8 protein-coding genes are annotated in these 11,587 nt (G+C 66.4%); 7 read left to right on the forward strand and 1 reads right to left on the reverse strand.

The genetic code is table 11. From position 1 onward, the window contains the following. Positions 1–3 precede the first annotated feature (3 nt). Complete coding sequence (locus LZ005_RS20470; protein WP_237810365.1) at positions 4–1,050, reverse strand: aminoglycoside phosphotransferase family protein; 1,047 nt, start codon at positions 1,048–1,050, stop codon at positions 4–6. 89 nt (positions 1,051–1,139) lie between these two features. On the opposite strand from LZ005_RS20470, the gene LZ005_RS20475 reads away from it, so the two are divergent. From LZ005_RS20475 to LZ005_RS20505, 7 genes are all read left to right on the forward strand, one after another. Continuing rightward, positions 1,140–3,362 carry an LPS-assembly protein LptD gene (locus tag LZ005_RS20475; RefSeq protein ID WP_237810366.1) on the forward strand — a complete coding sequence of 741 codons (2,223 nt, stop codon included), beginning with the start codon at positions 1,140–1,142 and terminating at the stop codon, positions 3,360–3,362. Positions 3,363–3,399: 37 nt separating this feature from the next. Continuing rightward, a complete protein-coding gene (locus LZ005_RS20480) occupies positions 3,400–4,770 on the forward strand; it encodes a peptidylprolyl isomerase (protein WP_373889439.1) in 1,371 nt (456 codons plus the stop codon). A 4-nt stretch (positions 4,771–4,774) separates the two neighbouring features. Continuing rightward, positions 4,775–5,803, forward strand: coding sequence for a 4-hydroxythreonine-4-phosphate dehydrogenase PdxA (pdxA, locus tag LZ005_RS20485; RefSeq protein ID WP_237810368.1), 1,029 nt, complete (start codon positions 4,775–4,777; stop codon positions 5,801–5,803). After that, positions 5,800–6,573: a 16S rRNA (adenine(1518)-N(6)/adenine(1519)-N(6))-dimethyltransferase RsmA gene (rsmA, locus tag LZ005_RS20490; protein WP_237810369.1), complete on the forward strand. Its 774-nt coding sequence runs from the start codon at positions 5,800–5,802 to the stop codon at positions 6,571–6,573. The genes pdxA and rsmA overlap by 4 nt, the downstream gene beginning before the upstream one ends. A gap of 201 nt (positions 6,574–6,774) precedes the next feature. Continuing rightward, positions 6,775–8,742 carry a PhoX family phosphatase gene (locus LZ005_RS20495; RefSeq protein ID WP_237810370.1) on the forward strand — a complete coding sequence of 656 codons (1,968 nt, stop codon included), beginning with the start codon at positions 6,775–6,777 and terminating at the stop codon, positions 8,740–8,742. Positions 8,743–8,909: 167 nt separating this feature from the next. Continuing rightward, on the forward strand, positions 8,910–9,125 hold the full coding sequence (locus tag LZ005_RS20500; RefSeq protein WP_237810371.1) for a hypothetical protein: 216 nt from the start codon (positions 8,910–8,912) through the stop codon (positions 9,123–9,125). A gap of 281 nt (positions 9,126–9,406) precedes the next feature. Continuing rightward, positions 9,407–11,491, forward strand: coding sequence for a TonB-dependent siderophore receptor (locus LZ005_RS20505; protein ID WP_237810372.1), 2,085 nt, complete (start codon positions 9,407–9,409; stop codon positions 11,489–11,491). Positions 11,492–11,587 lie beyond the last annotated feature (96 nt).

Here is an 11,587-nt window from a genome sequence, read left to right on the forward strand (position 1 = left end):
TCCTCAGAAGGTGTAGCGCACGTCGGGCGCCTTGCCGTCCACACTGTCGAGCAGACGCAGCAGGGGCTTGAGTTCGGGATAGCGCCCGGCCGTCTTGCGCACGTAGTCGAGCACGGTCGGCAGGTCGCCCAGATAATGCGGCTTGTTATCGCGGTAGTTGAGGCGGCAGAAGATGCCGAGGATCTTCAGGTGGCGCTGCAGGGCCGTGAATTCGAAATCGCGGTAGAAATCGTCGATGTCGGGCCGCACGGGCAGGCCGAGCCGCTTGGCCGTCTGCCAGTAGCGCACCACCCAGTCGAGCACCTGCTCTTCGTCCCACTGGATGTAGGCGTCGCGGAAAAGCGAGGCCAGGTCATAGGTGATCGGACCGTAGACGGCATCCTGGAAGTCGAGCACGCCGGGATTGTCCTGCTCCAGCCACATCAGATTGCGCGAGTGGTAGTCGCGGTGCATATACACCTGCTGCTGGGCCAGCACGACGGCGCTGATCGTCTCGAACACCTGCTGCAGGCTGTCGGCCTGGGCGGGCGTCAAGCTCACGCCCAGGTGCTTGCCGATATACCACTCGGGGAAGAGGTCGAGCTCGCGCTTGACGAAGGCGCGGTCGAATTCGGGCAGCACGCCGGGTTTGCTGGCCACCTGGAAACGCAGCAGGGCTTCGACGGCGTCCGAATACATGAAGGGCGCATTGTCGACGTCGAGCCGCTGCAGATAGGTGGTGGTGCCCAGGTCGGACAGCAGCAGGAAGCCCTGGTCGACCGCGCGCGCCACGATCACCGGCACGTTCACGCCGGCCTCGGCCAGCAGGCCGGCCACGTGCACAAAGGCCGGCACGTTCTCGCGCTCGGGCGGGGCGTCCATCGCCACCAGGGTCGGGCCGAGCTTGTCGCGCAGGGCGGGCAGCACATCCAGACGGAAATAACGGCGGAAGCTGGCATCGGCCGAGGCCGGGCGCGCGCTGGCCGCGTCGACGATATCCAGGGTGGCGAGCCACGCTTGCAGGGACTGAAAACGCGGGTCGGTCGGGGCGGGGGAAAACTGTAAGGGCATGAAACAGAAGCAGAGTTATTCGCAATACCCCATATAATACGGGATTGACCCTAAAAAAGCGCCTGCATGGTGCCCCGAATACGCCCTGAATGAGCTGGTTGTCGGCCCTTCCTCCCGTCCGTGCCCTGGCCCTGGCGCTGTCTACCCTGGCAGCCTCCGGCGCCCTGTCGGCGCACGCCCAGACGCCCGCCAAGCCCCATAAGGCCGAGGACAAGACGGCCCCGGTCGACCTGCTGGCCGACCAGCTGTCGGGCCATCTCGACCGCGAAATCGAGGCCAGCGGCCAGGTCCAGATCACGCGCGACCAGACCCGCCTGCGCGCCGACCGCGCCTGCTACCGCCAGGTGCCGGACGAGGTCGAAGGCCAGGGCCAGGTCGAGATGACGCGCTTTGGCGACCACTACGCGGGCGACGCCTTCCTGCTCAATCTCGACTCGGGCAAGGGCTGGGTGCTCAATCCGCGCTACAAGATGGAGCTGAAAAACGCCCAGGGCGTGGCGCGCAAGATCGAATTCCTGTCCGACGATGAAGCCCTGGTGCTCGACGGCACCTACTCGACCTGCGAGGGCACGCGCCCCGACTGGTTCATCAAGGCCAGCCGCCTGCGCCTGGACGAAGGACGCGACGTCGGCGTCGCCACCGGCTCCAGCCTGGTCTTCAAGGGCCTCGAAGTGCCGGTCCCGCCGCTGTCGTTCTCGCTCTCGGGCGCGCGCCGCTCGGGCTGGCTGCCGCCCTCGATCGGCGGCGGCTCCAAGGGCGCGTTTGAACTGGCCCTGCCTTACTACTTCAATATCGCGCCCAACCGCGACCTGACCGTCACGCCGAAAATGATTCTGCGGCGCGGCCTGCAGCTCAACAACCTGGCGCGCTACATCGGCGAGACCGAGGGCGGCCCGTATGCGGGCGAGACCCAGGCCGAGTTCCTGCTCAACGACAAGCAGACCCACAGCAACCGCTGGTATCTGAATTCGCGCCACAGCCAGCAGCTCATGCCGGGCTGGTCCTATGCCTGGTCGGTCAAGGCTGCCTCGGACGACAACTACCCGACCGATTTTTCCAAGTCGATCTCGACCTCGGCCGAACGCCAGCTGCTGCGCGAACTGCGCAGCGACTGGGGCGGCAGCCACTGGCTGCTGACGGCGCGCGCCCAGCGCTACCAGGTGCTGCAGGATCCGGGCGCCAAGCTCGATCCGAGCCTGACCGTGCCGCGCCCGTATGACCGCCTGCCCCAGGTCAATCTGCATACGGGCGCCTACGACGTCAATGGCTTCGACTGGTCGCTCGACCTCGAAGGCACGCGCTTCTGGCACCCGACCGCCCAGCAGGGCAACCGCGCGCTGCTGATCCCGCAGCTCAGCTATCCGCTGATCCGCCCGGGCTGGTTCGTGACGCCCAAGCTGCAGCTGCACGCGAGCGATTACGCGCTCGACGCCCTGCCGGGCAAACCCTCGACCTCGCTGACGCGCGTGCTGCCCACGTTCTCGCTCGATTCCGGCCTGGTGTTCGAAAAGGAATCGACCCTGTTCGGGCGTGGCGTGACCCAGACCCTGGAGCCGCGCCTGTTCTACGTCTACACGCCCTACAAGGACCAGAGCGCCTTCCCGAACTTCGATTCCGGCCTGGCCGGTTTCAGCTTCGCCCAGGTGTTCAGCGAGAACCGCTTCCTCGGCAATGACCGCATCGGCGACGCCAACCAGGTCACGGCCGCCCTGGTCTCGCGCTTCATCGAGGGCAATGGCGCCGAGCGCCTCAAGCTGGCGCTCGGCCAGCGCTTCTATTTCCGCCCGCAGCGCGTGACTCTCGACGCCAGCCTGCCCGAGACGGCCACCCGCTCCGACCTGCTGCTGGCCGCCACCGGGCGCTCGAACCAGGAATGGAGTTTCGACTCCATGATTCAGTACAATGCGTCCTCGCGCCAGGTCTACAGCTCCAGCTACGGCGTGCAGTGGCAGCCGGGCGAGAAGCAGGTGCTCAATGCCGCCTACCGCTATCTGCGCGACAGCTTCCGCAACCTCGACCTGTCGACCCAGTGGCCGCTGTCGCGCCGCTGGTATGGCGTGGGCCGCGTCAGCTATTCGCTGCGCGACTCGAAAATCCTCGAATCCCTGGTGGGCTTCGAATACAAGGCCGATTGCTGGCTGTTCCGCATGGGCGCGCAGCGCTTCGTGACGGCCGCCCAGCATTCGTCGACGCCGTTCTTCTTCCAGCTGGAGCTGAATGGCCTGTCGCCGGTCGGCTTTGGCAATGCGCTGGAATCCTTCTACAAAGGGGTGCCCGGCTATACCAAGGTCAACCAAGGCGTGACACGCTGACCGATCGATCAACCGAACCATGAGTGCTTTTCCCATGATGCGAACCGCCCGACTGCTTCCCCTCACCGCTGCCGTGATGCTCGCCTGCGCCCTGGCCCAGGCCCAGACCCCGGCCGCCGCGCCCGCGCCCAAGGCCCCGGACGCCGCGAAGCCGGCCGGCTTCACCCCGCCGAATGCGAACCTGATCGACGCCATCGCCGTCGTCGTCAACGACGAAGTCATCACCCGCAACGAAGTGACCCAGCGCGTGGCCCAGATCGGCGCGAATATGCAGGCCCAGGGCATTCCGCTGCCGGCCCCGGCCGAACTGAAGCGCCAGGTGGTCGAGCGCATGATCACCGAGCGCGCCCAGATCCAGATGGCCAAGGAAATGGGGGTCAAGGTCGACGACCTGCAGCTCGACCGCACCATCGCCCGCATCGCCGAAGGCCAGAAGATGAGCGCCCAGGAATTCCGCGACCGCCTCGAGAAGGAAGGCACCAAGTTCGCCGACTTCCGCGAGGAGATCCGCGGCCAGATCATGGTCCAGCGTCTGCGCGAATACGAAGTCGACCGCAAGATCCAGATCTCCGAAGCCGAGATCGACTCCTACCTGCTGGCCGAAGACGCGGCCAACAAGGAACGCTTCGAAGTCAATCTGTCGCAGATCCTGATCGGCATCCCCGAGAACGCCTCGCCCGAGCAGATCGCGCGCGCCAAGGCCAAGGCCGACGAAGTGCTGCGCCAGCTGCGCACGGGCGCCGATTTCGCCAAGATGGCGGCCACCTATTCGGATTCGCAGGACGCGCTCAAGGGCGGCGAAGTCGGCTGGCGCCAGCCGGAACGCCTGCAACCGGTGTTCGGCGAGCCGGTCGCCAAGCTGCCCAAGGGCGGCCTCAGCCCCGTGATCCGCTCGGCCTCGGGCTTCCACATCCTGAAGGTGGTCGACAAGCGCAGCCTGGCCGACGCCCAGCAGGCCGAGGTGGTCCAGCAGACCCACGTGCGCCACATCCTGATCAAGGTGACGCCGGCCGTGACGGCCAACGACGCCAAGCGCAAGCTGGCCGACATCAAGGAGCGCCTGCTGAACAAGGCGGCCAAATTCGAAGACCTGGCCAAGCTGTTCTCGAACGACTCGACGGCCGCCAAGGGCGGCGACCTCGGCTGGGTGGCCCCGGACGACGTGATGCCCGAGTTCCGCACCGCCATGGACGCGCTCAAGCCGGGCCAGCTGTCCGACATCGTCGAGACCCCGTTCGGCTTCCACCTGATCGAAGTGCTCGAGCGCAAGGCCGAAGACCAGTCGAAGGAGAAGCAGCGCGCGGCGGCGCGCCAGGTGCTGTACGAGCGCAAGGCCGAAGAGATGGGCGAAGAATGGGCGCGCCAGATCCGCGACCGCGCCTACGTCGAATTCCGCGACAAGGACTGAGCCCGTGGCCGGCACGCGCCCGCGGCTGGCGCTGACCATCGGCGAACCGGCCGGCATCGGACCCGAGCTGGCCGTGCGCGCCGCCTGGGCCCTGCGCGAGCAGGTCGAGTGCGTGCTGATCGGCGACGCCGCCCTGCTGGCCGTGGTCGCCGGCGAGATCGATCCGGCCATCCGCACCGCCGCGCTGGCCCCGCTGGCGCTGCGCCATAGCGGCCTGCCCAGCTTTGGGACCGAGCGCCTGAGCGTGGTCGACGTCGCCCTGGCCGAGCCGGTCGTGCCCGGCCAGCTCGACGCCCGCAACGGCCGCGCCGTGCTGGCCACGCTCGACCTCGCGCTGGAAGGCTGGCGCGCAGGCTGGTGGGCCGGCATGGTCACCGCCCCGCTGCAGAAAAGCACGATCAACGACTGCGGCATCGCCTTCTCCGGCCACACCGAATACCTGGCCGAACAGACCGGCACCGGGCAGGTCGTGATGATGCTGGCCGGCCCCATGGCCGACGGCCATCCGCTGCGCGTGGCCCTGGCCACCACCCATCTGCCGCTGAAGGACGTGCCGGCCGCGATCACCGGTCCCGGCCTCGCGCGCACGCTCGACATTCTCGACCACGACCTGCGCCAGCGCTTCGGCATCGCTGCGCCGCGCATCCTGGTCACCGGCCTCAATCCCCATGCGGGCGAACACGGCTACCTGGGGCGCGAAGAAATCGACACCATCATCCCCGCGCTCGAGGCGGCGCGCGCGCGCGGTATCGACGCGCGCGGCCCGTATCCGGCCGACACCCTGTTCCAGCCCAAGTATCTGCACGAGGCCGATGCCGTGCTGGCCATGTACCACGACCAAGGCCTGCCCGTGCTCAAGCACGTCTGCTTCGGGCGCGGCATCAATATCACGCTCGGTCTGCCGCTGGTGCGCACCTCGGTCGACCACGGCACCGCGCTCGACCTGGCCGCGCGCGGCGTCGGCCATGCCGATGACGGCAGCATGCGCGAAGCCATCCTGGCCGCCCTCCACATGATCCGATCGCAAGCATGAAACACATCGCCCGCAAACGCTTCGGCCAGAACTTTCTGACCGACGACCACGTCCTCCACCAGATCATCAGCGCGATTGCGCCGGCCGCGGGCCAGACGATGGTCGAGATCGGTCCCGGCCTGGCGGCGATGACCGAGCGCCTGCTCCAGCATCTGCCGCACATGCACGTGGTCGAGCTCGACCGCGACCTGGTGACGCGGCTGGAGAAGCGCTTCGCGCCGAGCCAGCTGACGATCCACAGCGGCGACGCGCTGAAATTCGATTTCGCCAGCATCCCCGTGGCGGCCGGCCACAAGCTGCGCGTGGTCGGCAATCTGCCCTACAACATTTCCAGCCCCCTGCTGTTCCATCTGGCCCAGTATTGCGACCAGATCGAGGACCAGCACTTCATGCTGCAGAAGGAAGTGGTCGAGCGCATGGTGGCCGAGCCCGGCACCAAGGCCTACGGCCGCCTGTCGGTGATGCTGCAGTGGCGCTACTACATGGAGCTGCTGTTCATCGTGCCGCCGACTGCCTTCGACCCGCCGCCGGCGGTGGACAGCGCGATCGTGCGCATGATTCCGCGGCCGGCGCGCCTGGCCGTGGACGAGCGCCGGCTCGAAGCCGTGGTGACCCAGGCCTTCTCGCAACGGCGCAAGGTGATCCGCAACTGCCTGGCGCCGATGTTCAGCGAAGCCCAGCTGATCGCCGCCGGCATCGACCCCGGCGCCCGCCCCGAAGCGGTCGCGATGGAACACTACGTCGCCCTCGCCAACTTGCCCCACGCCTAAATCGGGGTCAGACCCCATTTATCCGGCCGACATCAAATTGCCCCGCCGACAAATCGGGGTCAGACCCCATTTTTCCATGCAGATAAATGCGGGTCTGACCCCGATTTATCCGTGTGACAAGCTTGTCATCTGGCTTTCATTCGGGCGTCATATGCGCTGCCTACAATCCCGCCGTTCTCAATCACTCGACGGGATTTTTCCATGCAAGACTCCAGCCGCCGTAAGGCCCTCCGTATTCTCGCCGGCGCTCCTCTGCTGCCCTTGGGCGGCAGCGCTCTCCTGACCGCCTGTGGCGGCGTCGACCAGGGCACTCCGGTGCCGACCCCGGCGCCGGCCCCGGCCCCGGTTTATCTGTCGAGCAGCTTCGCCTCGACCGCCGCCGCCCCCAGCCTGGCCAATGCCGCCGCGATGGCCACCACCACGGTCGCCGCGGCCTTTAATGTCAACTTCAGCGACAATTCCTCGGTCAGCTACAAGCTCGCCTATCAGCCTTTCTTCATCACCGGCGACATGGTCCCGGACGGCAAGGGCGGCACCGTGCTGGCCGGCGGCTACGTCGACATCAAGAACCAGCCGATCATGGACACCTCGGTGGCCGGCAAATCGCGCCAGTTCTTCTCCGATTCGCCGGACGGCACCACGCTGACCACGGTGGCCAATGCCAGCGTCGCCGGCGTCAAGGGCAAGCCGGTGTTCGCCGTCGTCCAGTTCGAATACAACACGCGCGACCAGGCCGGTAACGACACCTACGGCCGCCTGCCGTCGCCGATCGCCGTGCTGACGCTCGACCAGGATCCGGCCACCGGCAAACTCAGCCTGGTGAAATACCACAATGTCGACACCTCCCAGGTGCATGGCCTGTGGATCACCTGCGGCGCCAGCCTGTCGCCCTGGGGCACCCATCTGTCGAGCGAGGAATACGAGCCGAACGCGCCCTTCATCGCCACCGACGCCCAGTTCAAGGCCTTCAGCAAGAACACCTTCGGCGACGAGACGGCCGCCAATCCCTACCACTACGGCCATCTGCCGGAAGTGACGGTCAACCCGGACGGCACGGGCAGCATCAAGAAGCACTACTGCCTGGGCCGCATCTCGCACGAACTGGTCCAGGTGATGCCGGACAACCGCACCGTGCTGATGGGCGACGACTACACCAATGGTGGCCTGTTCCTGTTCATCGCGGACAAGGAGAAGGACCTGTCGTCCGGCTCGCTGTATGTGGCCAAGTATGCACCGGGCTTCTCGATCGACCCGGCCGCCAGCACCAGCGGCGCGATCAGCTGGATCAAACTCGGCAGCGCCACCAGCGCCGAGATCGAAGCCCTGGCCAATACCCTCAAGCCGTCCGACATCATGACCGTGGTGACGACCGACCCGAACGACGCCAGCTTCACCAAGATGTATGTCGACGGCAAGGTCAACTGGGTCAAGCTCAAGCCGGGCATGGAGAAGGCCGCCGCCTTCCTCGAGACGCACCGCTACGCCAACCTGGTCGGCGCGTCGATGAACTTCACCAAGCTCGAAGGCACGACCGTCAATATCAAGGACAAGATCGCCTACTCGGCCCTGCAGAACATCCAGGGCTCGATGGTCAAGACCTCGGCCTCGTGGAATCCGAACGCCAATATCGCCGTCGACAAGGCCCTGGTGGCCGGCGGCGTGATGGCCCACAAGCTCAGCGGCAGCCAGAAGGACAGCGGCGGCGCCGCCATGAACAGCGAATGGGTGCCGGCCTCGACCAGCATGCTGCTGGTCGGCGAAGACCTGGCCGCGGCCGATGCGCTCGGCAACCTGGCCAATCCGGACAAGGTCGCCAACCCGGACAATCTGAAGTTCTCCGAGAAGCTGCGCACCCTGTTCATCGGCGAAGACTCGAGCATGCACGTCAATAACATGCTGTGGGCCTATAACGTCGACAGCAAGCAGCTGACCCGCCTGGCGACGATGCCGGCCGGCGCCGAGGCGACCGGTCTGCATGTGGCCGACGACGTCAATGGCTGGACCTACATCATGAGCAACTTCCAGCACCCGGGCGACTGGATCGCCAGCCTGCACGGCAAGGTCCAGAGCACCCTCGATCCGCTCGTGCGCGCCAACTACAAGGACCGCTTCGGCGCCGCCGTCGGCTACCTGACGGCGGAGGCCACCAGCATCAAGCTGAGCAAGTAATTGTCTGCATCGGCGTGATCCGTTCGACAACGGGTCACGCCCGTTTTTTTGAAGTCCAGCCCCCGTTTTTTGCAGTTCGTCGCACACCGGTCGCATGGCGGATCGCCTTTAGGTACAGTGCAAACATCGCAGAAGCGAATTGTTCAACGAACCTCTAGGAGAGCATCATGAAAGCCATCATCAAAAACATGGAAGCCATCTTCCTCGCCATCGCCGCCCTGACTTGCGTGACCACCTACGCCTCGGCCGAGATCCCGAAATTCAAGGCCCGTCAGGCCGCCAAACTGGCCGCCGCCCACACGGTCGATCTGAGCAAGGACATGCAGGTCGTGGTCGTCAGCGCCAAGCGCCTGAGCGCCGCCGAGAAAGCCGCCCTGAACTAAGCCTGTCGTGTCTGTCCTTATGCGCGACATCCTTGCTGACCAGGGCGCGGGCCCGGTCAAATGCCACAGCGGCATTGGCGTAGCCTCCGGCATGCCTTAAGCGTCGACGCCTGTCTCACGGCGTGCATGCCGGCGCTTACGCCACGCACCGCCTGTTTTCCCCATCCCATTGCCTTCCGCCCTCACCGGTTCCACCCGGGGGAGGGCGCTGGCGCTTGCATGTCGGGTTTTCGTGTGTGATAATGAGATTCATTCTCATTTGCATTTACAAAAGGAAGACCATGACACCTGCCCCCCTCGCCCTTGCGGTTCACCTGGCCCTGGCCGCCATCGCCGCCCACGCCCAGAACGCGCCCCTCACCGTGCTGCCCGAAGTGAAGGTCACCGGCGCCGCCGACAACGGCTATGCCGTCCAGTCGAGCCTGAGCGCGACCAAGACCGACACCCTGCTGCGCGACACGCCCCAGGCCATCACCGTGGTCGGCAAGGAGCTGATCCAGGACCAGGCCATGCAGGGCGTGGCCGACGTGATCCGCTATGTGCCGGGGGTGGTCACGGCCCAGGGCGAAGGCAACCGCGACACGGCCGTGTTCCGCGGCGCCAGCTCGACCGGCGACTTCTACGTCGACGGCCTGCGCGACGACGTCCAGTACTACCGCGATCTGTACAACATCGAAAGCGTCGAGGTGCTCAAGGGCGCGAATGCGATGATCTTCGGGCGCGGCGGCGCCGGCGGCGTGATCAACCGCGTCAGCAAGCAGGCCGACTGGACCCCGCTGCGGCGCGCCAGCCTCACGCTCGGCAGCTGGCAGAACAAGCGCGCCAGCATCGACCTGGGCCAGGCCGCCGGCAGCGATCTGGCCTGGCGCCTGAACGCCATGGCCGAGGATTCGGGCAGCTACCGCGAGGGCGTCGACCTGCGCCGCCACGGCATCAACCCGACCGCCGCCTGGCGCCTGGGCGCCGACACCAGCCTGGTGCTCGGCTACGAATACTTCAGCGACAAGCGCACGGCCGACCGCGGCGTGCCGTCCTACCAGGGGCGTCCGCTGGCGACCGATCCGGGCGCCTTCTTCGGCCGCGCCGACCTGTCGCGCGTGGAGGCCGACGTCAATGCCTTCAACGCCTACCTCGAGCACGACTTCGGCGGCGGCCTCACGGTGCGCAACCGCACGCGCTGGGCCGATTACAGCAAGTTCTACCAGAACGTCTTCCCGGGCGCCGTGAATGCGGCCGGCACCACGGTGGCGCTGCAGGGCTATAACAATGCGACCGAGCGCCGCAATCTGTTCAACCAGACCGACTTCAACTACACGCTGACGGCCGCCGGTCTGCAGCACAAGCTGGCCTTTGGCGTCGAGCTGGGGCGCCAGGTGACGGACAACTTCCGCAATACCGCTTATTTCGACGGCGCCACCAGCGTCAACGCGCCGCTCAGCAATCCGAGCACCGGCGCCGCCATCGTGTTCCGCCAGTCGGCCAGCGACGCCGACAACCACGGCACCGCCAGCACCCGTTCGGCCTATGTGCAGGACCAGATCGTGTTCTCGCCCAACTGGCAGGCCATCGTCGGCCTGCGCTACGACCGCTTCGGGGTCGACTTCTTCAACCGCCGCAATGGCAGCACGCTGAACGTGACCGACACGCCGCTGTCGCCGCGCGCCGGCCTGGTCTACAAGCCGCAAGATAGCGTGTCGCTGTATGCGAGCTACAGCGTGGCCTATGTGCCGCGCGCCGGCGATCAGCTGTCTTCGCTGACGGCGACGAACGCAGCCTTCGATCCCGAGCAGTTCCGCAATCTGGAAGTGGGCGCCAAGTGGGACGTCTCGCCCGACCTGAGCGCCAGCGCTGCCGTGTACCGCCTCAAGCGCTCGAATGTGGTGATCACCGACCCGGCCGACAGCACCCGTTCGCTGCTGGTCGACGGCCAGCGCACCGACGGCCTCGAAGTCGGCCTGCAGGGGCGCGTGCGCGCCGGCTGGAATGTAATGGCCTCGTATGCCTGGCAGGATGCGCGTCTGACCGCGACACAGTCGGCCACGGCCCTCAATGGCGCCCGTCTGGCCCAGGTGCCGCGCCACAGCGCCGCCGTGTGGAACCGCGTCAATCTCGACGCCCAGTGGGGCGCGGCGCTTGGCCTGGTCTACCGCGGCGAAATCTTCGCCTCGACCTCGAACACCGCGCGCCTGCCGGCCTTCACGCGTGTCGATGCGGCCGTCTACTACGCGCTCGACAAGCAATGGAAGCTGCAGGCCAATCTGGAGAATCTGTTCGACAAGACCTACTACGCCTCGGCCAACAGCGACAACAACATCACCCCGGGCTCGCCGCGCGCCCTGCGGGTGACGCTCAACGCCGCCTTCTGATCCACGGTTTGACCATCCCCTGTTCGGGCCCCTGCGGGGGCCCTTTTTTTTGCTCCGCAGATAAATGGGGTCTGACCCCGATTTATCTGCGGAGCA

The sequence above is a fragment of the Massilia sp. TS11 genome, from assembly GCF_022012445.1.
Classification (GTDB): Bacteria; Pseudomonadota; Gammaproteobacteria; order Burkholderiales; family Burkholderiaceae_D; genus Telluria.

Coding starts and splice junctions, on each gene's coding strand:
- LZ005_RS20470 (WP_237810365.1), bottom strand. CDS start 1,050: ATGCCCTTACAGTTTTCCCCCGCCCCGACCGACCCGCGTTTTCAGTCC.
- LZ005_RS20495 (WP_237810370.1), top strand. CDS start 6,775: ATGCAAGACTCCAGCCGCCGTAAGGCCCTCCGTATTCTCGCCGGCGCT.
- LZ005_RS20500 (WP_237810371.1), top strand. CDS start 8,910: ATGAAAGCCATCATCAAAAACATGGAAGCCATCTTCCTCGCCATCGCC.
- rsmA (WP_237810369.1), top strand. CDS start 5,800: ATGAAACACATCGCCCGCAAACGCTTCGGCCAGAACTTTCTGACCGAC.
- LZ005_RS20475 (WP_237810366.1), top strand. CDS start 1,140: ATGAGCTGGTTGTCGGCCCTTCCTCCCGTCCGTGCCCTGGCCCTGGCG.
- LZ005_RS20480 (WP_373889439.1), top strand. CDS start 3,400: ATGCGAACCGCCCGACTGCTTCCCCTCACCGCTGCCGTGATGCTCGCC.
- LZ005_RS20505 (WP_237810372.1), top strand. CDS start 9,407: ATGACACCTGCCCCCCTCGCCCTTGCGGTTCACCTGGCCCTGGCCGCC.